We start from the raw sequence: 23,753 nt of genomic DNA, 5'->3' as shown, positions 1-23,753 counted from the left end.
AAACGGCGCCCGAAGGCGCCGTTTTATCATCTTTTTGAACTGCGTTCTCAGTGAGCGGTCAGGCCGCCGGCCGCTTCATCACCGTCCGGCTTCACCGTCACCTTGGTGTCCTCTTCCCAGACGATCGGCACCGGCTTCTTGACCAGCGCCTTGGCGACGACGTCGTCGAGACGCGAGACCGGGATGATCTCCATGCCACCCTTGATCGCATCGGAAATCTCCGTGAGATCCTTGGCATTGTCCTCGGGGATCAGCACCGTCTTGATGCCGCCGCGGGCAGCAGCCAGCAGCTTCTCCTTCAGGCCGCCGATCGGCAGCACGCGGCCGCGCAGCGTGATCTCGCCGGTCATCGCGACATCGTGGCGGACCGGGATGCCGGTCATGACCGAGATGATCGCGGTGGCCATCGCCACGCCAGCGGACGGACCGTCCTTCGGCGTCGCGCCCTCCGGCACGTGCACGTGGATGTCACGCCGATCGAACAGCGGCGGCTCGACGCCGTAGTTGATCGCGCGGGAACGGACGTAGGACGCCGCCGCCGAGATCGACTCCTTCATCACGTCACGCAGATTGCCCGTGACCGTCATCTTGCCCTTGCCGGGCATCATGACGCCTTCGATGGTCAGCAGCTCGCCGCCGACATCGGTCCAGGCAAGGCCGGTGACGATGCCGACCTGCGGCTCGCTCTCGATCTCGCCGAAGCGGTACTTCGGCACGCCCAGAAGCTCTTCCAGAGTCTTCTCGGTGACCTTGACCGACTTCTTCTTGGAGATCATCAGCTCCTTCACCGCCTTGCGGGCGAGTGTCGAAAGCTCACGCTCCAGGTTCCGCACGCCCGCTTCGCGGGTGTAGCGGCGGATCAGAAGCAGCAGCGCGTCGTCGTCGATCGAGAACTCCTTGGAGTCCAGGCCATGCTTGGACACCGCGTTCGGGATCAGATGCTTGCGCGCGATCTCGACCTTCTCGTTCTCGGTGTAACCCGCGATCCGGATGATCTCCATGCGGTCCATCAGCGGCCCGGGAATATTGAGCGTATTCGCGGTCGTGATGAACATCACGTTGGAGAGATCGTAGTCGACCTCGAGATAGTGATCGTTGAAGGTCCCGTTCTGCTCGGGGTCGAGGACCTCGAGCAGAGCCGAGGACGGATCGCCGCGAAAATCGGCGCCCATCTTGTCGATCTCGTCCAACAGGAACAGCGGATTGGACGACTTGGCCTTGCGCATCGACTGGATGATCTTGCCAGGCATCGAGCCGATATAGGTGCGGCGGTGACCGCGGATCTCGGCCTCGTCGCGCACGCCGCCGAGCGAGACGCGCACGAACTCACGTCCGGTCGCCTTCGCGATCGACTTGCCGAGCGAGGTCTTGCCGACGCCGGGAGGCCCGACGAGGCACAGGATCGGTCCGGTCAGCTTGTTGGCGCGCGACTGCACGGCGAGATACTCGACGATGCGCTCCTTGACCTTCTCCAGACCGTAGTGATCGGAATCCAAGATGGCTTGCGCCGCCTCCAGATCCTTCTTCACCTTGGACTTCTTGTTCCACGGGATCGACAGCAGCCAGTCCAGATAGTTGCGCACGACGGTCGCTTCCGCGGACATCGGCGACATCTGGCGCAGCTTCTTCAATTCATGCTGCGCCTTCTCGCGCGCTTCCTTGGAGAGCTTGGTCTTGGAGATCTTCTCTTCGAGATCGGCGAGCTCGTCGCGACCGTCGTCGTCGCCGAGTTCCTTCTGGATCGCCTTCATCTGCTCGTTGAGATAATACTCGCGCTGGGTCTTCTCCATCTGGCGCTTGACGCGCGAGCGGATGCGCTTCTCGACCTGCAGCACCGAGATCTCGCTCTCCATCAGGCCCAGCACCTTCTCGAGGCGCGTGGTGACCGACAGCGTCTCCAGGATGCCCTGGCGGTCCGCGATCTTGACGGCGAGATGCGAGGCAACGGTGTCGGCGAGCTTGGCGAAATCGGTGATCGCCTGCACCACGCCGACGACCTCGGCCGAGATCTTCTTGTTGAGCTTCACATAGCTCTCGAAGTCGGACACGACCGAGCGCGCCAGCGCCTCGGCCTCGACCGACTTCGCATCGGTGTCGGCAAGCGCAACGGCGGTGGCTTCGTAGTAATCGGCGCGATCGGTGTATTTCTGCACGCGCGCACGCTCGAGCCCTTCGACCAGCACCTTCACGGTGCCGTCGGGAAGCTTCAAGAGCTGGAGCACGCTGGCCAGCGTACCGGTCTCGTAGATGGCATCGGGCGCCGGATCATCGTCGGACGCGTTCTTTTGCGTCGCGAGCATGATCAGCGCATCGTTCTTCATCACCTCTTCGAGCGCGCGGATCGACTTCTCGCGACCGACGAACAGCGGAACGATCATGTGCGGGAAGACGACGATATCGCGCAGCGGCAGCACGGGATAAGCGTGCGCCTCGCCATGGACGATGGTTGGCCGGGGTTTTGGATTAGTCATGGCCTTTTCCTTTTGCTTTGCCCCCTTGCACGCAGCCCGCTGTCTTATGCGCAACCGCCACAAGGTGCCGAGGTGATCGGCAGAACCGGTCTATCATTCGCAGGTTGGCCCAGGCTTGCCGGATCGGAACAGCGGCGAATCTTGAACGGAATTCTCGCTCGCCGCCGACATTAGGTGGCTATCGACCCGGGGGGTGTCAAGTCATTGAAATACGCGCGCCATCAGGCGCTTACGCACACAGGTAAGCGACGCAACATGGGCTGCGGAGAAGCATTCCGCAGCCCTCAACCGATAAGACGTTTGGAGCGTTCCAACGCCGCAATTTAGGCGCTGGCGTTCTCGACCGCGCGATCGGAGCGATCGGCGTAGATGTAGAGCGGACGGGCCGTGCCTTCCACGACTTCGCGCGAAATCACGACTTCTTCCACACCTTCCAGGCCCGGCAGGTCGAACATGGTCTCGAGCAGGATCGCCTCGAGGATCGAGCGCAGGCCGCGCGCGCCGGTCTTGCGCTCGATCGCCTTGCGGGCAACCGCGCCAAGCGCCTCGTCGGCGAAGGTCAGCTCGATGTTCTCCATCTCGAACAGCCGCTGGTACTGTTTCACCAGCGCGTTCTTCGGCTCGGTCAGGATCTTCTTCAGCGAGGTCTCGTCCAGGTCCTCGAGCGTCGCCACGACGGGCAGACGGCCGACGAATTCAGGGATGAGGCCGTACTTCAGGAGGTCCTCAGGCTCGACGTGACGGAAGATCTCGCCGGTCCGGCGGTCCTCCGGCGCGAGCACCTGGGCACCGAAGCCGATCGAGGTCGACCGGCCGCGCGCCGAGATGATCTTCTCGAGGCCGGCGAACGCGCCGCCGCAGATGAACAGGATGTTGGTGGTATCCACCTGCAGGAATTCCTGCTGCGGATGCTTGCGGCCGCCCTGCGGCGGGACCGAGGCCACCGTGCCTTCCATGATCTTGAGCAGCGCCTGCTGCACGCCCTCACCCGACACGTCACGCGTGATCGAGGGATTGTCGGACTTGCGGCTGATCTTGTCGATTTCGTCGATGTAGACGATGCCGCGCTGGGCGCGCTCGACATTGTAGTCGGCGGCCTGGAGCAGCTTCAGGATGATGTTCTCGACGTCCTCACCGACATAGCCGGCCTCGGTCAGCGTGGTCGCATCCGCCATCGTGAACGGCACGTCCAGGATGCGGGCGAGCGTCTGCGCGAGCAGCGTCTTGCCCGAGCCGGTCGGACCGATCAGCAGGATGTTCGACTTCGCGAGCTCGACGTCGTTGTGCTTGGTCTGGTGGTTGAGGCGCTTGTAGTGATTGTGCACCGCGACCGACAGGACCTTCTTCGCGTGGCTCTGGCCGATCACGTAATCGTCCAGCACCTTGCAGATTTCCTTCGGCGTCGGAATGCCGTCGCGCGACTTCACGAGCGAGGACTTGTTCTCCTCGCGGATGATGTCCATGCAGAGCTCGACGCACTCGTCGCAGATGAAGACCGTGGGACCCGCGATCAGTTTGCGGACTTCGTGCTGGCTCTTGCCGCAGAACGAGCAATATAGCGTGTTCTTGGAGTCGCTCGTGCCAACCTTACTCATTCATGTCTCCGTCCGCGGTTCGATCGTCTCGCTCGATCGCTCCATCCCGGCACGAAAGACCGGTATGAAGTTCAAATAGAGCAAATTCCGTACCAAAAAAGACCCTATGCCTTACATCCCGTGCGAATCACGGTCACTCGATTCTCCCGCGATCATAGCCGATCATGCATAGCCAACCATGCTGTCACCCGACTATCAAGAATTCGCTAATCGGGGGTCGCCGGCTACCCGTGACAATACCGTGATTTCCGGTCTTGGCACGGGCGAAGTGATGGAAATCACCCCGGCGTTGCTGGATTGCCACGAAAAACAAGCACGAAAGCGGAACTTTGTGCCCATCGCAGCGCGCAAACGGCGCTTTGTGCGACGCGCACAGACGTCCTTACCGTCAACACCGCCTTGACGGTGCCGCGCGATCCCCAGGGTATCCACCGGTGGATCGCCGCCAGAGCCCAGTAGTGTTACGGGACCTTGGCCGGCGCCGGCTCCTCGGCGCGCTTGTCGATGACCTTGTCGACGAGGCCGAATTCCTTGGCGTCGTTCGCGGTCAGGAACTTGTCGCGCTCCAGCGCGTCCTCGATCGACTTGTAGGTCTGGCCGGTATGCTTCACGTAGATCTCGTTGAGCCGCTTCTTCAGGTTCAGGATCTCCTGGGCGTGCAGCATGATGTCGGTGGCCTGCCCCTGGAAGCCGCCAGAGGGCTGATGCACCATGATGCGCGCGTTCGGCAGCGAGAAGCGCATGTCCTTCTCGCCGGCGGCGAGCAGCAGCGAGCCCATCGAGGCCGCCTGGCCGGTGCAGAGCGTGGAGACCGGCGGGCGGATGAACTGCATGGTGTCGTAGATCGCAAGGCCCGACGTCACCACGCCGCCCGGCGAGTTGATGTACATCGAGATTTCCTTCTTCGGATTTTCCGCCTCGAGGAACAACAGCTGCGCGACGATCAGCGTCGACATGCCGTCCTCGACCGGACCGGTCACGAAGATGATGCGCTCCTTCAGAAGGCGCGAGAAAATGTCGTAGGCGCGCTCGCCACGGTTGGTCTGCTCGACCACCATGGGCACGAGGTTCATGTAGGTTTCAACCGGATCGCGCATGAGTCACCTAGGGGTTTTGAGAGGCGGACATCGCCAGTCTTGGCTGGATGTGCCGGAAGGCCGATGGACGTCCCGTGATGCAGGAACTTTCGTAGAAGAGCTAGCGACAGATATAGCCCAATTCGTGCCAGACAAGTCCTGAACGAATTAAGGCTTAATCGATCAGGGAGTTGAAGCTGATTCGCGCAAAGAGGCCCAGCAGGCCATCTGGCTAGCTGGGCCCCTTCGCCGATCATCCTTAATAGAAGGCTGTTTCAAAGCTTTCAGGCAGCGGTCTTTTCCGCCTCGTCGTCCTTGTAGAGGTCCTCGCGCGAGACCTTCTTCTCGGTGACGCTGGCGAGCTCGAGGATGAAGTCGACGACCTTGTCCTCATAGATCGGTGCACGAAGCTGGGCCAAGGCCTGGGCGTTGTTGCGGTAGAAGTCCCAGACCTCCTTTTCGCGGCCGGGCATCTGGCGGGCGCGCTCGATCACGGCGCGGCCGACCTCGTCGTCGGTCACGGTGATCTTGTTCTTCTCGCCGATCTCGGAGAGCACGAGGCCGAGGCGCACGCGGCGGTCGGCGATCTTGTGGTACTCTTCCTTCGCCTTCTCCTCGGTGGTGTCCTCGTCGGCAAAGGTCTTGCCGGCGGAGTCCATCTCGGCCTTGACCGAGTTCCACATCAGATTGAACTCCTCCTCGACGAGCGAGGGGGGAGCCTCGAAGCGATGCGCCTCGTCGAGGCGATCGAGCAGCGCGCGCTTGACGCGCTGGCGCGTCGCGGTCGCGAATTCGGCAGCCAGACGCTCGCGCGCGGCTTCCTTCAGCTTGTCGAGCGATTCAAGGCCGAGCGTCTTGGCGAACTCGTCGTCGATCGCGAGATCCTGCGGCGACTCGATCAGGGTCGCGGTGGTCTCGAACTCGGCCGGCTGGCCGGCGAGCTTGTCGTTCATGTAGTTCTTCGGGAACGACACCTTCAGCGTGCGGGTCTCATTGGCACCAATGCCGATGAGCTGCTCCTCGAAGCCGGGGATGAAGGTGTTGGAGCCGATCAGGACCTGGATGCCCTCGCCGGTGCCGCCCTCGAAGGCTTCGCCGTTGATGGTGCCCTTGAAGTTGATGGTGACGCGGTCGCCCGAGGCGGCCTTGGCGCCCTCGCCCTTGGCGACATAGGTGCGGTTGGAATCGGCGATGCGCTTGATCGCCTCGTCGACGTCGGTATCGGAGACTTCGGCGACAGGCTTCTCGACCTGGAAGCTCTTGAAGTCGGCGAGCGCGATCGACGGCACCACCTCGATCGCAACCGTGTAGGTCAGATCGGTCTTGCCGTTCAGCAGCTCCTCGACCTCGGCCTGTTCGGTCGGCATGGTGATCTTCGGCTCGGTCGCAAGGCGGAAGCCGCGCTCGGAGAACAGCTGCGTGTTGGTGTCGCGGATGGTCTGGTCGATGGTCTCGGCCATCACCGAACGGCCATAGACCTTCTTCAGGTGCGTGACCGGCACCTTGCCGGGACGGAAGCCGTTGATGCGGACCTTGTCCTTGAGATCGACGAGCTTGGCGCCGGCCTTGGCGTCGAGATCAGACGCGGGAACGCTGATCTTGAACTCGTGCTTCAAACCTTCCGAGAGGGTTTCTGTGACCTGCATGGCGTCCAATCTTCTTTTCGCTCGGTCCCGGCACATTGCGCGTCGGGACGCTGTCATTAATCGATCCGGCGCAAGGCTAATGCCTCAGCGCCGGTGGTTCATCGGACCGGCCTCAGGCGGACAAACGTCCACGAGAAGCAGGTCCTCGTAATCCGTGCAAACGCGAGAAGCGCTTGGTGCGGGCGGAGGGACTCGAACCCCCACAACTTTCGTCACTGGAACCTAAATCCAGCGCGTCTACCAGTTCCGCCACGCCCGCGTGAATTTGCATCAAGACCGGCCGCGATGCCGCGGGCGGCCGGGCTTATAGCATGTGCCTGACTGTTCGCAGCAAAAAAATGGCCTGATGGAGGCAAGCTTTACGTAGGCACGATGGCTGGACTTATCCAGCGCGGCATGGTCCGGATCGAGCATGAAAACGCAGATATCTGCCCCTGATCGGCGCGACGTTTTGGCCGGGCTTGGTGCCTCCATCAGCGTCTCCCTTGGCGCCGCGGCGGCCGGGTTGATCGCGGGCGGCGCGGGCCCGCTCATGACCGCCCAGCTCGCCCTTCAGGCCAGGGCGGCAACGCTGGCTCTCAGGCCGGGACAGCCGCCTATACCAATCTGGGAGCTGACCGCCGTAAGCCACCTTGGGGACGTGCGTCTCAAGCGTTTCGACAACTGCCAATTGGTGTTCCGGAACGACCTGCCCGTGCCGCTTGCGCCAGTCTGGTACGGCCTCAATGCCCCGGCGGCGGCCGATCCGCTCCGGGGCCGCGCGCCGGCAGCCCCGGACACGACGGAAACGTCAGTTATTTCAATACCTAATGCAGGGACCCTGTTGGCCGACTTTCGGCTCTTCGAGGATGCCCAGAAGCAGCCTGCGCGGCCGCTTCCGATCATCGCCGCCGAGTCGGGCCGGGTCGCCGTCGATCGTGACGTGGTCCTCCTGATCGAGGAATGGCGCCTGCGGCCGGACGGGACCGCGCTTCCGCCGGGCCGAGAGGCGGACGGCACGACGCCCCTCTATACGATCAATGGAACGACTTCATTCGAACTCTCAGCCGCGGCCAATGAGCGGCTACGGCTACGCTTCATCAACGGCTCACAACGTTCTGTTCTGGCGATCAAATTGGAAAGCCATGAGGTTCGGGTCATGGCCCTGGACGGGCAGCCGGCCGAGCCATTTCCAGCGCGCAACGGCGCCCTCGTGCTGGCCCCCGGTGCACGTGCCGACGCGTTTGTGGATACGGCCACATCGGCCGCGTTCCTGCTGCATGACGGCAAAGAGGCACATCAGGTTGGCCGCCTCAAGATTTCAGGCGAACTGGACCGGCGAGCGCCGCTGTTGCCGGCACAGCCCCTCCCGTCGAACGATCTCCCCGAGAAGCTCGACCTGAAGGGCGCCCCGCGGTTCGATGTCGCGCTCGGCGCGTCCGAAGCCGGCTGGATAAAGCCTGCAAACTTCTCCACCGCCTCGGCCCCCGCCTTCCGCGCCAAGACCGGCCGCACCGTCGTGCTGGCCCTGAAGAATCCCGCCCCTCTCACCACCGTCTTCCACCTGCACGGCCATCCCTTCCGCCTGCTCGACAAGCTCGACGACGGCTGGAAGCCTTACTGGCTCGACACGCTCGCGATCGAGCCCGGCCAGATCCAGCGCATTGCCTTCGCGGCGACCTCCCCCGGACGATGGCTGCTCGAATCCGTCGCGACCGACTGGGCCGCGCCGCGCCTGGTGCGGTGGTACGCGGTGGAGTGAGACCTCGTAGGATGGGTAGAGCGAAGCGAAGCCCGTCGAGATCGCGCAAGGCCTGAGATGATGGGTTTCGCTGCGCTCTACTCATCCTACCCGGCTTGTCGGCCGGGCCGCGTCCAGAGGTACCGGGCGTCGGGCTCCTTCTCCTCGTTCCGCGCGCCTTCAGTTTCCTCGACCAGCGTGAATCCGCGCGCCTCATAGAAGCGCCGCGCCGGCGCGTTGCGCTGAAAGGTCCAGAGCTCCAAGCGTTCGCAGACGCCTTTGGCGACGACGAGGAGTTCGGTGCCGATGCCGCGGCCCTGGACCGCGGGAACCACGTAGAGCTGCTCGATCCAACCGTCGCTGAAGGCGATGATCCCGATCAGCGCGTCATCGTCGAAGCGGCCCCAGATCTGGCATGTCGGAAAAACGCGCTCGCGGTAGAACCAGCGATCTTCGTCCGGCGTGTGCAGGCCTACGAGCCACGGCATCGCCCGGTCGAACGCGATCCGATGAACCTGCGCCGCGGCGCCCATGTCGGTGAGCGCAAGTTGCCTGAGCACTAGTACTCGATCCCCACCGCATCATAGATCCGCCGGTGCACGGCCGGCAGCGTCTCGGTCAGATCCTCCGCGATCAGGCCGGGCCCCGCCTCGCTGGCCGCCTCGCCATGCATCCAGACCCCGATGCTGGCGGCTTCGAAGGCCGGCACGCCCTGCGCCAAAAGCCCGGCGATGATGCCGGCGAGCACGTCGCCGGCGCCGGCGGTCGCAAGCCAGGGCGGCGCGTTGGCGGCGATGGTGGCGCGGCCATCGGGGGCGGCGATTGTCGTGTCGGGGCCCTTCAGGAGCACGACTGCGCCGGAGCGCTCGGCGGCGGCGCGCACGCGTTCGAGCTTGGAGCGGCCCGGATGCTTGTTGCTGAGATCGGAGAACAGGCGCGGAAACTCGCCCTCGTGCGGCGTCAGCACAACCGCACTGTCCTGCGAGGACTTGATCGACTCAAACAGGCGCTCGGGATTTGCCGCAAAGCTGGTCAGCGCGTCCGCGTCCAGGACGAGATGCCGTTGCGCATCAAGCGCCGTGTGGACCATGTCGCAGGTGCGTTCGCCGATGCCCGCGCCAGGACCGATCATGCAGGTGTTGTAGCGCTGGTCGCCGAGCAGTTCGCCGAACTCGATCGCGGTGTCGACGGGGCGGACCATCACCGCCGTCAGCGCGGCAGCATTGATCGCGAGCGCGTCGCGCGGCGTTGCCAGTGTCACCAGGCCCGCACCGGCGCGCAGCGCCCCACGCGCGGCGAGCCGTGCGGCGCCCGTTGCGGCGGCATCGCCCGAGACCGCCAGCACATGGCCGCGTGCGTATTTGTGGCCGTCGATGCGCGGCACCGGAAAGGCTGCGCCCCAGACGTCCGGATCGTTCTCGAAGAGTTGCGGCCTGATCTCGTCCAGCACCGGCGCTTCGATGCCGATGTCGGCGACGCGCACGTGGCCGCAATGCATCCGGCCGGGCAGCAACAGATGCGCCGGCTTCTTGCGGAAGAAGGTGACGGTCTCGGTGGCGTTGACCGCCACGCCGAGCACGGCGGCGCTGGTGCCGTTGATGCCGCTCGGCAGATCGACGGCGAGCACCGGGGCGCCGTTGGCGTTGATCGCCTCGATCATCTCGCGCGCCTCGCCCTCGACAGGCCGGCTGAGGCCGGCGCCAAACAGCGCATCGATGATCAGCGCGGGTCGTCCGATCGCCTGCGGATTGAACGGCAGCACCGGATGCTTCCAGCCGCGCGCAGCGGACGCCGCATCGCCCTGGAGCTGGTCGCGCTCACACATCAGGATCACCGAGACCTCGCGGCCCTGCGCGGCGAGCTCGGCGGCTGCGACAAATCCGTCACCGCCATTGTTGCCGGGGCCGGCCACGATCAGGATCGGCCCCTCCTCCAACAGCGCATTGGCGGCCTCGGCGACCGCCTGGCCCGCGCTCAGCATCAGCTTGAAGCCGGGCGTGCCTGCGGCGATGCTGAGCTGGTCAGCGCGCTGCATTTCGGCGTTGGTCAGTATCTCCATGCCACTTCCCTGGTACAAACGCCTCTTGAACAGGCATCTTCCGTGCCGATCCGCCACCGGGAACACCCGACTGCACACATATTGAACCGTTTGCCTATTTCGTAGTCTGCGGTATTTTGGGCCGGTCGGCGCCACCTATCAGAGATGCTCGTTAAAAGGCTGATAACGCTCCAATAATCAGGGCATTTGCAACTTGGCATAGACCCTGCTTTCGAGGAAGCCGCTTCGGTTTGTCGTGCTCACTGGCATTTATCAGGGTGTGGCCGGCCGTTGTTGCCGGACTGGTCAGGGATGCCGGCATAGCGAAGACACGATCGTGCGTGAGAAAAGCGCATCCTGACGAAGACGTTGCTATTTGATCGAAAGGCCGGGAGGCGCGCAGTGAAGAAAATCGAAGCCATCATCAAGCCATTCAAGCTCGACGAGGTGAAGGAAGCGCTTCAGGAAGTCGGCCTTCAAGGCATCACCGTCACCGAAGCCAAGGGCTTCGGCCGGCAGAAGGGGCATGCCGAGCTTTACCGCGGCGCAGAATACATCGTCGACTTCCTGCCCAAGGTGAAGATCGAGATCGTGATCGGCGACGACCTGGTCGAGCGCGCGATCGACGCGATCCGCCGCGCCGCGCAGACCGGCCGCATCGGCGACGGCAAGATCTTCGTCTCCAACATCGAAGAGGCGATCCGCATCCGGACCGGCGAATCCGGGCTGGACGCTATCTGAGCCGGGTGCTATCCCGAATTTTGCGACACTCTGAAAGAAAAAAGGCTGCTTCGGCGGCCTGATTTCGTTTGTGCGGTTGCTCGAACTCGCCGAAAGCGAGAACAAATCTGCTCACCTGGAAACCGACCCGCAGAGCCAAAAGGGGTATGCATGAAGACCGCCAAAGACGTCCTGAAATCGATCAAGGACAACGACGTCAAATACGTCGACCTGCGCTTCACCGATCCGCGCGGCAAGTGGCAGCATGTGACGTTCGACGTCAGCATGATCGATGAGGACATTTTCGCCGAAGGGACGATGTTCGACGGCTCCTCGATCGCCGGCTGGAAGGCGATCAACGAGTCCGACATGTGCCTGATGCCCGATCCGGTGACCGCGACGATCGATCCGTTCTTCGCCGAGACCACGATGGTCATCACCTGCGACGTGCTCGAGCCGACCACCGGCGAGCCCTACAACCGCGACCCCCGCGGCATCGCCAAGAAGGCGGAAGCCATGGTGAAGTCGATGGGCGTGGGCGATAGCGTATTCGTCGGCCCGGAAGCCGAGTTCTTCGTGTTCGACGACGTGCGCTTCTCCTCCTCCCCCTACAACACCGGTTTCCGCCTCGACTCCTCGGAGCTGCCGACCAACACCGACACGGAATATGAGGGCGGCAACCTCGGCCACCGCATCCGCACCAAGGCCGGCTACTTCCCGGTGCCGCCGCAGGACTCCGTGCAGGACATGCGCTCGGAAATGCTCGGTGCCATGGCCAAGATGGGCGTCAAGGTCGAGAAGCATCACCACGAGGTCGCTTCCGCCCAGCACGAGCTCGGCATGAAGTTCGACACGCTGACGCTGATGGCCGACCACCTGCAGATCTACAAGTACTGCATCCACCAGGTCGCGCATATCTACGGCAAGACCGCCACCTTCATGCCGAAGCCGGTCTATGGCGACAACGGCTCGGGCATGCACGTGCACCAGTCGATCTGGAAGGACGGCAAGCCGGTGTTCGCCGGCAACAAGTACGCCGACCTGTCGGAGACCTGCCTCCACTACATCGGCGGCATCATCAAGCACGCCAAGGCGATCAACGCCTTCACCAACCCGTCGACCAACTCCTACAAGCGTCTGGTCCCGGGCTATGAGGCCCCGGTGCTGCTGGCCTATTCCGCACGCAACCGCTCGGCCTCCTGCCGCATCCCCTACACCGCTTCGCCGAAGGCCAAGCGTGTCGAGGTGCGCTTCCCCGATCCGCTTGCCAATCCCTATCTCGGCTTCGCCGCGATGCTGATGGCCGGCCTCGACGGCATCAAGAACAAGATCGATCCGGGTCCGGCGATGGACAAGGACCTCTACGATCTGCCGAAGGAAGAGCTGAAGCAGATCCCGACCGTCTGCGGCTCGCTCCGCGAGGCGCTGGAAAACCTCGACAAGGACCGCGGCTTCCTCAAGAACGGCGGCGTGTTCGACGACGACTTCATCGACGCTTACATCGAGCTGAAGATGACCGAAGTCGAGCGCTTCGAGATGACCCCGCACCCGGTCGAGTTCGACATGTACTATTCGGGCTGAGCGGCTCGATATCCCGACACGCGAAAGGCGCCCCTTTGGGCGCCTTTTGTTTTGAACGATCGAAACTCAACTTTCGTTCTGCATCTGACTCCACTTCGTTCTCAAAGAACGAATCAGAATCGCGAAAAGCGGCACACACCAATTCCTGCCAATTGGTTTATTCAATCCGAGATGGACGATGGAGCAGCAACTCGGGATCGGTAGAGCGCTGGCGAAACCCGTCGCCTCAAGGCTCGCGACAACGATGGGTTTCGCTGCCCTCTACCCATCCGACTTGCTAAAGCAGCGGCCTCAGCCATTCTCGCGCTAGGCGAATGTCATCCTCCGTGATCGAATGACCCGCTGGCAACTGGTGGTGCGTCGCCTCTGCACCCATGTGAGCCAGACGTCTTGCCAAGCGGGCGCCATCGCCAGGCGATCGCCGCTCGTCGTGATGGCCGTCGATGATGAGGACTGGTGTCCGCGGAAGGCGCGTGGCTGGATCGGTGGCGAATGGCGACAGCGGCCTGAGAAGAACTGCAGCGGAGAGACACTGGGGGTAGAGCATGAGCAGTGCAGCCGCCATGATTGCACCGTTCGAAAAACCAATGGCAATCGGAGGTTTCGGGAAGCGATAGTCTAGGCCGGTTTGAGCCACGTCGTCGGCGAGCCGACCGGCCCGGGCTACGAGATCGCGTTCATCGATCGAGCGATCCTCAAACCGACGAAAGAATGCAAAGCCACCTTCCCAAGGGACGGCGCCTCGAACCGCGACCGCCATCGCGGATGGCGCAAGTTGGCTGGCGAGCGGCACCATGTCCCGCTCGGTCCCGCCAGAGCCATGAAGCATCAGCAGCGGGGTGTGATCCGGCCCTGCCCCCTTCAGGAGATAGTGATCATGTGAGGGCATCCACTGCTCCCGCAACACCCAATTGCGTGGCCCAAGTGCCGCGAAACAATATCTATCCGTCGATTGTAACAGTTTCGTAGGATGGGTTGAGCCTTTGCGAAGCCCATCGCCTCAGGGCTCGTGACAACGATGGGTTTCGCTACGCTCTACCCATCCTACTGACCATGATCACCACGTCGCGCTTATGGCGACGGGGTGTCACGCCGCGGCATGAAATGGTCGAGCAGGCCCGTCGGTAGCGGAAAGACGACGGTCGACGACCGCTCGCCGGCGATGTCGTGCAGCGCCGCGAAGTAGCGCAGCTGCATCGCCTGAGGCTCCTGCGCGAGAATCCGGCCGGCCTCGACCAGCTTTTCGGCAGCCTGCTGCTCACCCATCGCGTTGATCACCTTGGCGCGCCGCAGGCGCTCCGCCTCAGCCTGTTTGGCAATCGCGCGAACCATGGTTTCGTTGATATCGACGTCCTTGATCTCGATGCCGGTCACCTTGATGCCCCAGACGTCGGTCTGCTTGTCGAGGATCTCCTGGATGTCGGCATTCAACCTGTCGCGCTCCGCAAGCATCTCGTCGAGCTCGTGCTTGCCAAGCACCGAGCGCAACGTGGTCTGGGCGAGCTGGCTAGTGGCGGCCATGTAATCGCCGACCTTGATGATGGCCCGTTCGGGGTCGACGATGCGGAAGTAAAGAACGGCGTTGACCTTGACGGATACGTTGTCGCGCGAAATCACGTCCTGCGGTGGCACGACCTGCACCATCACCCGTAGATCGACCTTGACGAGTTGCTGCACGATCGGAACGAGGAGGATGAGGCCCGGGCCCTTCACGCCGGTAAAGCGGCCGAGCGTAAAGATGACGCCACGCTCGTATTCGCGCAGGATTCGAATGGCCTGGGACAGAAACATGATGACCAGCAGCGCAAGGGCCGCATAGGTCAGGTATTCCAGCATCATGATGGACCTCCCTCGCCGGTTCGGGCTGGTGCGCGCCGTATCAGCAGCGTCAGGTCGACGACGTTGGCGACTTCGACGGTCTCTCCGGGCTTGAACGTTTCGGCGCCGCGCGCCCGCCAGCGCTCACCATGGGCGAAGACATGTCCTTCGTTCCCGTTCCAGTCGAGAACCTCGGCGGGCAAGCCTCGCATGGCCTTCGCGCCGACCAGTGCAGGAGCCTTGCCGACGCGCCGAAGCGAACCAAGCACGACGAGCGCAAAGCCGACGAACACTGACGCAGTGATGCCGATCACCCACCATGACAGCTGGTAGCCAGGCGCCTCGCCCCTGAAAAGCATCAGGGCTCCCAGCACGAAAGCGATGATCCCTCCCAAACCGATCACCACGGTCGGGTTGAAGGCTTCGATGGTGAGAAGCACGAGTCCAACCAACATCAGGGCAAGGCCGGCATAATTGACCGGCAGCAGATTGAGCGCATAGAGGCCGATCAGCAGGCAGATCGCGCCGACGACTCCTGGGGCGACCGCACCGGGAGATATGAACTCGAAGATCACGCCGTAGATGCCGACCATCAGGAGAATGAACGCCACGTTCGGATCGGTGATAACAGCCAGGAAGCGGGATATCCGTCCGGGGTCGATGGCTTCGACGACGGCATCCTTTGTCACCAGGCGCTGCGTCTTGCCGCCTGCAACCTCCACCACGCGGCCATCGATCTGCCTCAGCAACTCAGCCTGATCGCGCGCGACGAGATCGATGGCGTGAGCTTCCAGCGCGGCGTTGGCGGAGAGTGTGGCGGCCTCACGGACCGCCTTCTCCGCCCACTCCGTATTGCGGCCACGCAGTTCGGCAAGGCTGCGGATGAAGGCGACGGCATCGTTCGTCACCTTCGCCGTCATTGCGTCCTTCGGCTCGTCCTTCTTGTCCTTGCCGTCCTTGTCCGGCGTGCCGCCCAGCGGGCCGCCAATCTGCACCGGCGTCGCGGCACCAATATTGGTGCCCGGCGCCATCGCCGCGATGTGGGCCGCATAAAGGATGTAGGTCCCCGCGCTCGCCGCGTGGGCGCCGGAGGGAGCGACGTAACCGACGACGGGGATCGGCGAGGCCAGCACATCGGCGATGATCTCGCGCATGCTGGAATTGAGACCGCCGGGCGTGTTCATTCTCAGAAGCACGATTTCGGCGCGACGCTCGCTTGCCTTGGCCAAAGCCTCCTTCACGTAGCTGGCCGACGCAGGGCCAATGGCCCCGTCGATCGAAACTATCAGTGCAAGGCGGCTGTTCTCCTCCGCTGGGCTGGGACGGAGGCCGCACATCAAAGCCGCGACGCCAATCGCCGCAACGAGGGCCGCCTTCATGGTCTGCACGGCAGTGCTCCCTTGCAGAGCATATGGTGCGCGTCTTGCGAACCTCAATGTGGCCGCGTGCAGACCCTTGTCGTGATTGTGCGATGCAATGGAATTGCCCTGAGCATAGGGCGGTGGCGGACCATGCCTTGGGCTGATCCGCCGGTGCACTCTGCACTGCTACGGCCGCCGGACCCGCACCCCGTCCGCCCCGATCGCACCGAACGTGCCAGCGATGATCTCGCTCGTCGGCTGCATGCCGCCGAGCGACCAGTGCGAGGGCTCCTGCTCCTCGATCCTGACCCAGACGTTGCGGCGGAAGTCCGGACTGCCCTGCCCTTCGACCTCGACCATCAGGTCGGTGATGCGCTCGAGCAGCGCCTTCTTCTGCGCGGCGTCCAGGATGCCGCGGACAGTGGAAACCGTGATGTATGGCATGTCTCTCTCCAATCATGTGGTGTGACGACGGCGCGAGATTGGACCCGACGCCGCCAACACGGCAGTGGCGGACAAGCCAGAGATCGGGCAATTTCCGCCACACGCCCACCGTTCCGGTCGGATAAGGTGCGCGCACTTGCCTGGAGACGTCATGAAGCTCGCGGTTCTCGCACTGGAAGGCTGCATGCATTCGGCGATTGCCGGCGTCGCCGACATCCTCGCGCTCGCCAATCACGTGATGCAGCAGAGCGGCGCAAGATCGCGCTTCGCCCTTCAGACGCTCTCGCTCGATGGCAAACCGGTGCGCGCCGGCGGCGGACAGATGGTCGCGGTCGATGGCGCGGTCGGCAAACGCGGCCGCTTCGACGCGATCCTCGTCCCCGGCAACCTCGTCGATCACGTCACGGCCGAGCGGCTCCAGCCGCAATATGCCCGTGCAGGAGCCTGGCTGCGGCAGCAGCATGCAAGCGGCCGGCTGATCGGCGCCTTTTGCAGCGGCGTGTTCCTGCTGGCCGGTGCCGGCCTGCTCGATAATCGTCGCGCCACCATCACTTGGTGGCTGCAAAGCGAGCTGCGGCAGCGCCATCCCGCGATCGACCTCGCACCCGACGCCGTCATCACCGTTGCCGACCGCATCGTCTGTGCGGCCGGACCGATGTCGTGGGTCGATCTCCTGCTCAGGCTGATCGAGATGATCGAGGGCAAGGAGGTCGCAAAACTATGCGCGGACTACGTCGTCATCGACACCGCGCAGCGGACCCAATCGCTCTTCATGCCCGTCGGCTACCTGCTGTCGCAGGACCCGCTGCTGACCAAGGCGGACCTGCTGGTTCGCCGCAGCGGCAAGAGCCCGATGACGGTCAGGCGCCTCGCCGAGGCGCTCGGCCTCAGCGAGCGCACGCTGAACCGGAAGTTCCAGGCGCTCACGCGCGAGCCGCCACAGGCGTTCATCACGCGCCGCCGCGTCGAGCACGCGCGCACGCTGCTGGAGACGACGATGCAGCCGGTCAAGACTATCGCGCGTGCTGCCGGCTATGAGGACGAAAGCAGTTTTCGCAAGGCCTTCCGCAAGCTGACTTTGATGTCACCGCAGGCGTATCGCGCGCGGCGGATGGAGCGAGCGGCTTGACGGCTTCCCGCGGCATGTCCGGTTGACGGTCTCACTTGTCCGGAAAATTCACGCCGATCTCGGTCACCACAGGCGCCCATTTCACCAGCGTCGCGTTGTCGGAGGCCACCTTCACGCCGTCGCCCAAGAGCGATTTGGGCGCGGCGGATTTCTTGCCGAAGCGGATCGTGACGGTGCAGCCGCCCTGCAGCGGACGAGCGAGCGCGCCACCCCTCCAGTCGGTGACGAAGCCGCCGTAATCCCATTCGAAACCGCTGACGAGGAACGGCTTGCCGTTGGCCTTCTGCACTTCTGCAAGGCTCAATCCGATCGTGACGCCATTGACGCTCCAGAGGCTGGTCTTGACTGCGTCGCGCAAGGTCAGGCCGGAGGCGCGCATGGCCTTGTCGTCGGTGAAGGCGATTTCGATGCGGCGGTCCCTCGCCTTCGGAAACAGCACGAGGCCTTTGTACTTCTCGCCCTCGGCGCCCGGCAGGTCCTGCACCACCGCATCCTTGCCGAAGCGCTGCTTCAGGGTTCGCTCGGTATCGTCAGGCGCCACGGGCGAAGCGCAGGTGATCGGGCCTTCCTGCGGCGGTGCGGTTTGGGCGAATGCAGGGGACGCGAGCAGGACAAGGGCGGTGGCCGTGTGGCGCATCATCGGGGTGCAATTCCAGACCTAAAAATCCGGTCAGCAAGGTAGCGCGCGAGATCAACTCGACACAACTCCCCGTCATTGCGAGCGCAGCCCGCGTCTACGCCGCCGCCTTCTGCCTCGCCACCAGCGCCTCTCCGAAAGCCTCGAACAGTTTCCGGTTGATCGGATTGCGCTGCGGATCGTATTCGGCGTGCCATTGCACGCCGAGCGCGAAGGTCGGGGCTTCCGCGATGCGGATCGCCTCGATGGTGCCGTCCTCGGCGACGCCCTCGATCAGCACGCGCTTGCCGGGGTCGAGGATGCCCTGGCCGTGCAGCGAATTGACCCTGATCTTCTCGCAGCCGAGCAGTTTTGCGAACGCCCCGCCCGGAGTGAGGTCGACGTCGTGGCGGTCGGCGAACACCACGGTCGGATCGGGATGGATCTCGCCGTTCTCGAGCCGGGGCATGCGGTGGTTCATGCGGCCGGGGATCTCGCGGATCTCCGGATGCAGCGAGCCGCCAAAGGCGACGTTCATCTCCTGGAGGCCGCGGCAGATGCCGAACAGCGGAATGCCGCGGGACACGCAGGCGACCGAGAGCGCCAGCGCGACCTCGTCGCGGTGGATGTCGTAGGGCTCGTGCTTCTCGCAGGGGTCGACGTTGAAGCGGGTCGGGTGGACGTTGGCGCGGGCACCGGTGAGGACGATGCCGTCGACGGTGTCGAGCAGCGCAGCGATGTCCGTGATGTCTGGCGCTCCCGCGAACATCACCGGCAGACCGCCGGAGACCTCGGCCACGGCGCGCAAATTCCGCTCGCCGACCATCTGGACCTGAAATCGATTTTCGACGCGATGGGCATTCCCGATCACGCCGACGACCGGCTTTCTCATCTCCCGTTCCGACCTCCCGCCGAGAAAAGATTCTCCAAAGATGCCCTCGGGATGGAACAAATTCAACAGAGGGGATCGCGGGACGGCAATGCTATTTTCGCGCAAATGCGCTGGCAGAGGGTCCCATGTCGCACCGTTTCGCCGGGGCAGCGTTGGCTCCTGGGCCGCGGACACGTCAAATCGGCGCTTGGCCCGGCTTGATCCCCGGTGGAATTTTGCGAAAGAGTGCCCGCGCGCAGCCGCCAAGAAGGAGCCGATGTGACCATTTCCAGAGATGAACGGCCCCGGACCCGCACCGATCTGGCCTGGTCGATCTCGGTCGGCGGCATCGGGGTCGTGCTGTTCACGGCTCTCCTCGCCTTCGCCTGGTATTTTGCGGCCACCCTGCTCCTGATCTTCACCGGCATGCTGCTCGGCGTCGGTCTCAACGCGCTGACGGGCGCGCTCGGCCGCCGCGTCCAGCTGCCCCATCCGGTCCGGCTCGCGATCGTCTGCATCGTGCTGGCCTTGATGCTCGCCGGCGTCGCCTATCTCGGCGGTGCCACCATCGCCGAGCAGGCCTCCGTGCTGAGCAAGACCATCAAGTCGCAGATCGGCAACGTCCGTTCCTTCCTCGAGAACCACGGCATCGACACCAGCGTGTTCGATCTCGGCAATGCCGCGCCCGCCGCCACCGGCGATGCAACGCCGACGCCCGCCCCGAGCCCGGCCGCGCACGGCGGATTGCCGGGCGCAGGCGCGCTGGCCTCGAGCGGCGGGGCGATCGTCAGCCAGACCTTCAAGCTGCTGTTCGGCGCCATCAGCGCTGTCGGCAACATCTTCATTGTGCTGTTTCTTGGCCTCGCCTTCGCCGCCCAGCCGAGCGTCTATCACGATGGCCTGCTGTTCCTGGCACCGGCGAAACATCGCAGCCGCGCCGCCCTGATCATCGACGGCATCAGCGAGACACTGGAGCGCTGGCTGATCGCGCAGATCGTCGTGATGATTGCGGTCGGCGCGGTGACCTGGATCGGGCTTGCCGTCATCGGCATCCCCGGCTCGTTCATCCTGGGAATCCAGGCCGGCCTGCTTGCCTTCATCCCGACCGTTGGCGCCATCATCGCCGGCGTCGTCGTGGTGCTTGCGAGCCTCGCCTCGGGCTGGATCCCGGCGCTGTCCGCCTTTCTGCTCTTCATGGGCGTGCACGCCATGGAGAGCTACGTGCTGACGCCGATCCTGCAGCGTCAGGCGCTGGACATCCCGCCGGCCACGCTGTTCGCGTTCCAGATCCTGCTCGGCGTTGTGTTCGGCCTCTGGGGCCTCGCGCTGGCGCTGCCTCTCGTCGCCATCGCCAAGGTCATGATCGACCATTTCAAGACGTATGAGGCGCCGCCTCTGGCGGAGGCGGCGTAAGGCGCGTCTTGAAGTCGATCAGGTCGTCAGCACGGTCTCGGTGTGCTCGACTTCCGGAGGTGCGGCAAAATACTGGCCGACGAGGCCGCGCCACTCGGTGAAATTCTCCGAGCCCCGGAAATCGACGGTGTGATTTTCCAGCGTCGCCCACTTCACCATCAGCCGGTAGCGCTGAGGCTTCTCGATCGACTTGTGCAGCTCAAAACCGTGAAAGCCCTTGGAACGGCCGAAGGCGGCCTTGGCCTTGGCGACAGCGGCCTCAAAGTCTTTCTCGCTGCCCGGCTTGACGTCAATTTGCGCGATCTCGGTGACCATCGGTTTCCACCCTTCGTGTTTGATGGGCGTTGTCTACCGCAGACCGAGACAAAGAAAAAGGCGCCGAAACGGCGCCCTGCCCGTCAGAAATGCGTCGCTCTCAGGCGAACAGCAGCGCGGTGCCTGCCACGATCAGCGTGCAACCGATAAACAGCGCAAGCGGCCAGTAGCTGCGGCCCTGCGTATAGCGCCCCTGCGCACGCCGCTCGGTGATCAGCGCGCTCTCATATTCGTCTGCAGTGGAGAACAGGCAGGCGAAGCCGCCGCGTGCCAAGCTTGCGGCGGCTTCGAGCGACATCAGGGCAGCTTGCGGGTTCTGTCGACGGATCGATTCCATGACCGCGATGGTAGGGATCGAATGGTAAACAGAGACTTACCGCAGCTCCTTCCGCGCGTCAGGCAGTGGCCGGCCGCGCCTGCTGCGCACCGGTCCGCGCGGCGCTCTGGCGGCGCCAGTTCTCCAGCGAGAGCGGCAGCTCCTCTGCGGCCTCGACGCGGTTACGGCCGCCGCGCTTGGCCTGATAAAGCGCGGTGTCGGCCGAGGCCAGCAATACTTCGAGCTCGGTGCCGGCCGGACCGCCGGCAACCCCGATGCTGACGGTGGTGTCGACCGGACCTTCATCGACGACGACTCCGGAGGTCTCGAACGCTTCGCGGACGCGCTCGGCCACCAGCACGCCCTCCTCGAGCGAGCACGGCAGCAACGCCGCAAATTCCTCGCCGCCGATGCGGCCCGAGAGGTCGGAGATGCGCAAGTTGCTGATGACCACGGTCGAGAACAGTTTCAGCATCTCGTCGCCGGCGGGATGGCCAAAGCGGTCGTTGATCGACTTGAAGTGGTCGATGTCGAAGATCATCACGGTCACGGGACGGCCGGCCTTGGCCTCGCGCTCGATCACGCGTCCGCAGGCTTCCGAGAAGCCGCGGCGGTTGAGCATGCCGGTGAGCGGATCGGTGGACGCGGCCGTCCGGTGCGCCGTCACCGTGCGCTCGGACACCAGCATGAAGATCACGAACACGGTGCCGACGGCGTAGAGGATCAGCTCGACCGCGAACACGGTGACCCAGATGCTCGACGAGAAGCCGGCATCGTGCGGGCGCAAAAAGCTGCCGAGCAGGATCGGCAGGATCAAGACGCAGCCGTGCATCACCGGCACCACGAAAGCCGGCCAGCGCCGTTGCAGGCTCTTGCGGCGCTCGACCCACAGCTCGCTCGCAGTCAGCGCCGCATAGACCGAGACGATGCCGGCGCCGATGATCATGCGCAGCATGGACGCTGAGGGATCGAGCAGCGAGACGGCGGCGACCCAGGCGAGCGCGCCAAGGAGGAGGCCCGGCCAGTTCGGCTTGCGGCCATGGAAGACGCGCGCGGCATTCCACACCATGCCGCAGGCGACGAATCCGACCGCGTTTAACGCCAGATAGAGATGCGGCCCGAGCTTGTCGCCGGCCGCCGTCCACAGCGCGACGGAGGCGGCGCCGAGCAGATAGGCGGTGCCCCACCATTTCAGCGCAGGACTGTTCTCCTGCCTGCCAAAGAATACCATCATGGCGCCGAGCAGTGCGGCAACCATGGTGGCAACCAAATAGAGCGTGATGCTATCGAGCGACATCATGTCGGCCCCCTTGAAAACATAGCAGTTACGCGATCGGCACATCCGATTTGCGCGCCCTTCCGAATGCGACGCTATGTCCCGCGAGTTCCATTCAGGTTTTCGTGCGAGCCCAAGTTTTCGGGAAACACGCCATCAATTTGCGTACAAACGAACAACAAAAAGGGCGCTGAAATCAGCGCCCTTTTGCATCTCATTGAAGCCGCTTTCGCGGCGAATGTGACCGAAGCGATTAACGCTTCGAGAACTGGAAGGACCGGCGGGCCTTGGCCTTGCCGTACTTCTTACGCTCGACCACGCGCGAGTCGCGGGTGAGGAAGCCGCCCTTCTTGAGCACGGTGCGCAGCTCCGGCTCGAAATAGGTGAGCGCCTTGGAGATGCCGTGACGGACCGCACCGGCCTGGCCCGACAGACCGCCGCCGGCGACGGTGCAGATCACGTCGTACTGGCCGGAACGCTGGGCCACCGAGAACGGCTGCTCGATCATCATGCGCAGCACGGGACGGGCGAAATAGACCTCGACCTCGCGCGAATTGACGGTGACCTTGCCGGCGCCCGGCTTGATCCAGACGCGGGCGACCGCGTCCTTGCGCTTGCCGGTGGCGTAGGCGCGGTTGAACTTGTCGACCTTCTTCTCGTGCTTGGGCGCCTCGGGCGCCGCCGCCGTCTTGAGCTGCGAGAGCTGGTCGAGCGACTGGATGGATTCGGCCATGTTATGCGGCCCTCGTGTTCTTGCGGTTCAACTTGGCGATATCGATCTTCTCGGGCTGCTGCGCCTCGTGCGGATGATCGGCGCCGCCGTAAACACGGAGGTTGCCCATCTGCACGCGACCGAGCGGACCACGCGGGATCATGCGCTCGACGGCCTTTTCGAGCACGCGCTCGGGATGCTTGCCCTCGAGGATCTGGCGCGCAGTGCGCTCCTTGACGTGGCCGACATAGCCGGTGTGCTTGTAGTAGGTCTTCTGCTCGCGCTTGCGACCGGTGAGGACCGCATGCTGCGCGTTGATGATGATGACGTTGTCGCCGCAATCAACGTGGGGGGTGTAGGTCGGGAGGTGCTTGCCGCGCAGGCGCATGGCAACGATGGTGGCGAGACGGCCGACGACCAGACCCTTGGCGTCGATCAGCACCCACTTCTTCGTCACCTCAGCCGGCTTTGCCGAAAAGGTTTTCATGTCAGAGTTTCCGTGGACGGGGAGCATCGGCGCGAATACCGCACCGGACTGCGCGGTTTTCTAGAGAAGAGACGCGCGACGGTCAATGCCAGAAGACGGAAATTCCCTGCATGAAATCAATATCTTAAAAATATGGTACTATATTACC

Annotated in this window: 22 protein-coding genes and 1 tRNA gene; 5 read left to right on the top strand and 18 right to left on the bottom strand. The window is 63.8% G+C overall.

Going from position 1 to position 23,753, the window contains the following annotated elements; translation table 11 throughout:
- Positions 1-47: 47 nt before the first annotated feature.
- The 5 genes from lon to QA642_RS23180 form a co-directional block, all read right to left on the bottom strand.
- Positions 48-2,471, bottom strand: a complete 2,424-nt coding sequence (gene lon, locus QA642_RS23200) for an endopeptidase La (RefSeq protein ID WP_027559513.1) — start codon at positions 2,469-2,471, stop codon at positions 48-50.
- A 323-nt stretch (positions 2,472-2,794) separates the two neighbouring features.
- On the bottom strand, positions 2,795-4,066 hold the full coding sequence (gene clpX / locus QA642_RS23195) for an ATP-dependent Clp protease ATP-binding subunit ClpX (protein ID WP_008547851.1): 1,272 nt from the start codon (positions 4,064-4,066) through the stop codon (positions 2,795-2,797).
- Between the two features lie 461 nt (positions 4,067-4,527).
- A complete protein-coding gene (locus tag QA642_RS23190) occupies positions 4,528-5,163 on the bottom strand; it encodes an ATP-dependent Clp protease proteolytic subunit (RefSeq protein WP_197959283.1) in 636 nt (211 codons plus the stop codon).
- A 263-nt stretch (positions 5,164-5,426) separates the two neighbouring features.
- A complete protein-coding gene (gene tig, locus QA642_RS23185; RefSeq protein WP_283086655.1) occupies positions 5,427-6,788 on the bottom strand; it encodes a trigger factor in 1,362 nt (453 codons plus the stop codon).
- 174 nt (positions 6,789-6,962) lie between these two features.
- A tRNA-Leu gene (locus tag QA642_RS23180) sits at positions 6,963-7,047 on the bottom strand.
- Between the two features lie 153 nt (positions 7,048-7,200).
- Here QA642_RS23180 and QA642_RS23175 point away from each other — a divergent pair.
- A complete protein-coding gene (locus QA642_RS23175; RefSeq protein WP_283086654.1) occupies positions 7,201-8,529 on the top strand; it encodes a multicopper oxidase domain-containing protein in 1,329 nt (442 codons plus the stop codon).
- Between the two features lie 86 nt (positions 8,530-8,615).
- Here the strand turns inward: QA642_RS23175 and QA642_RS23170 are convergent, their stop codons facing one another.
- Positions 8,616-9,068 carry a GNAT family N-acetyltransferase gene (locus QA642_RS23170; RefSeq protein ID WP_283086653.1) on the bottom strand — a complete coding sequence of 151 codons (453 nt, stop codon included), beginning with the start codon at positions 9,066-9,068 and terminating at the stop codon, positions 8,616-8,618.
- Positions 9,068-10,567, bottom strand: a complete 1,500-nt coding sequence (locus QA642_RS23165; RefSeq protein ID WP_283086652.1) for an NAD(P)H-hydrate dehydratase — start codon at positions 10,565-10,567, stop codon at positions 9,068-9,070. The genes QA642_RS23170 and QA642_RS23165 overlap by 1 nt, the downstream gene beginning before the upstream one ends.
- Before the next feature lie 381 nt (positions 10,568-10,948).
- On the opposite strand from QA642_RS23165, the gene QA642_RS23160 reads away from it, so the two are divergent.
- Together QA642_RS23160 and glnA are read left to right on the top strand one after the other, a co-directional pair.
- A complete protein-coding gene (locus tag QA642_RS23160) occupies positions 10,949-11,287 on the top strand; it encodes a P-II family nitrogen regulator (RefSeq protein WP_007603495.1) in 339 nt (112 codons plus the stop codon).
- A gap of 150 nt (positions 11,288-11,437) precedes the next feature.
- The gene (glnA, locus tag QA642_RS23155; RefSeq protein WP_014494828.1) at positions 11,438-12,847 is read left to right on the top strand and encodes a type I glutamate--ammonia ligase; all 1,410 of its coding nucleotides are present in this window, start codon (positions 11,438-11,440) and stop codon (positions 12,845-12,847) included.
- 277 nt (positions 12,848-13,124) lie between these two features.
- Here glnA and QA642_RS23150 read toward each other — a convergent pair whose 3' ends face one another.
- From QA642_RS23150 to QA642_RS23135, 4 genes are all read right to left on the bottom strand, one after another.
- Positions 13,125-13,736: an alpha/beta hydrolase gene (locus tag QA642_RS23150; RefSeq protein WP_283086651.1), complete on the bottom strand. Its 612-nt coding sequence runs from the start codon at positions 13,734-13,736 to the stop codon at positions 13,125-13,127.
- 182 nt (positions 13,737-13,918) lie between these two features.
- The gene (locus QA642_RS23145) at positions 13,919-14,686 is read right to left on the bottom strand and encodes a slipin family protein (RefSeq protein ID WP_283086650.1); all 768 of its coding nucleotides are present in this window, start codon (positions 14,684-14,686) and stop codon (positions 13,919-13,921) included.
- Positions 14,683-16,053 (bottom strand): nodulation protein NfeD, encoded by a 1,371-nt coding sequence (locus tag QA642_RS23140; RefSeq protein WP_283086649.1) that lies wholly within the window; start codon positions 16,051-16,053, stop codon positions 14,683-14,685. Before QA642_RS23140 ends, QA642_RS23145 begins: the two co-directional genes overlap by 4 nt.
- A gap of 159 nt (positions 16,054-16,212) precedes the next feature.
- Positions 16,213-16,470 (bottom strand): tautomerase family protein, encoded by a 258-nt coding sequence (locus QA642_RS23135; protein ID WP_283086648.1) that lies wholly within the window; start codon positions 16,468-16,470, stop codon positions 16,213-16,215.
- Between the two features lie 151 nt (positions 16,471-16,621).
- On the opposite strand from QA642_RS23135, the gene QA642_RS23130 reads away from it, so the two are divergent.
- Entirely contained in the window at positions 16,622-17,599 is a 978-nt protein-coding gene (locus tag QA642_RS23130; RefSeq protein WP_283086647.1) for a helix-turn-helix domain-containing protein, read from the top strand.
- Positions 17,600-17,630: 31 nt separating this feature from the next.
- On the opposite strand, the gene QA642_RS23125 is transcribed toward QA642_RS23130, so the two are convergent.
- Complete coding sequence (locus tag QA642_RS23125) at positions 17,631-18,236, bottom strand: hypothetical protein (protein ID WP_283086957.1); 606 nt, start codon at positions 18,234-18,236, stop codon at positions 17,631-17,633.
- Positions 18,237-18,333: 97 nt separating this feature from the next.
- Positions 18,334-19,107: a gamma-glutamyl-gamma-aminobutyrate hydrolase family protein gene (locus tag QA642_RS23120; protein ID WP_283086646.1), complete on the bottom strand. Its 774-nt coding sequence runs from the start codon at positions 19,105-19,107 to the stop codon at positions 18,334-18,336.
- A 258-nt stretch (positions 19,108-19,365) separates the two neighbouring features.
- On the opposite strand from QA642_RS23120, the gene QA642_RS23115 reads away from it, so the two are divergent.
- Positions 19,366-20,499, top strand: a complete 1,134-nt coding sequence (locus tag QA642_RS23115; RefSeq protein ID WP_283086645.1) for an AI-2E family transporter — start codon at positions 19,366-19,368, stop codon at positions 20,497-20,499.
- Positions 20,500-20,517: 18 nt separating this feature from the next.
- On the opposite strand, the gene QA642_RS23110 is transcribed toward QA642_RS23115, so the two are convergent.
- The 5 genes from QA642_RS23110 to rplM form a co-directional block, all read right to left on the bottom strand.
- Complete coding sequence (locus QA642_RS23110) at positions 20,518-20,814, bottom strand: antibiotic biosynthesis monooxygenase family protein (RefSeq protein WP_063683124.1); 297 nt, start codon at positions 20,812-20,814, stop codon at positions 20,518-20,520.
- Between the two features lie 100 nt (positions 20,815-20,914).
- Entirely contained in the window at positions 20,915-21,151 is a 237-nt protein-coding gene (locus QA642_RS23105; RefSeq protein WP_283086644.1) for a hypothetical protein, read from the bottom strand.
- A gap of 58 nt (positions 21,152-21,209) precedes the next feature.
- Positions 21,210-22,430, bottom strand: coding sequence for a GGDEF domain-containing protein (locus QA642_RS23100; RefSeq protein ID WP_283086643.1), 1,221 nt, complete (start codon positions 22,428-22,430; stop codon positions 21,210-21,212).
- Positions 22,431-22,659: 229 nt separating this feature from the next.
- Complete coding sequence (gene rpsI / locus QA642_RS23095; protein WP_211411555.1) at positions 22,660-23,139, bottom strand: 30S ribosomal protein S9; 480 nt, start codon at positions 23,137-23,139, stop codon at positions 22,660-22,662.
- A gap of 1 nt (position 23,140) precedes the next feature.
- Entirely contained in the window at positions 23,141-23,605 is a 465-nt protein-coding gene (gene rplM / locus QA642_RS23090; protein ID WP_011087726.1) for a 50S ribosomal protein L13, read from the bottom strand.
- Positions 23,606-23,753 lie beyond the last annotated feature (148 nt).

The sequence above is a fragment of the Bradyrhizobium sp. CB2312 genome, from assembly GCF_029714425.1.
Classification (GTDB): domain Bacteria; phylum Pseudomonadota; class Alphaproteobacteria; order Rhizobiales; family Xanthobacteraceae; genus Bradyrhizobium.
Note: the sequence above shows the minus strand (reverse complement) of the source record. Positions and strands in the feature narration are given on the sequence as shown.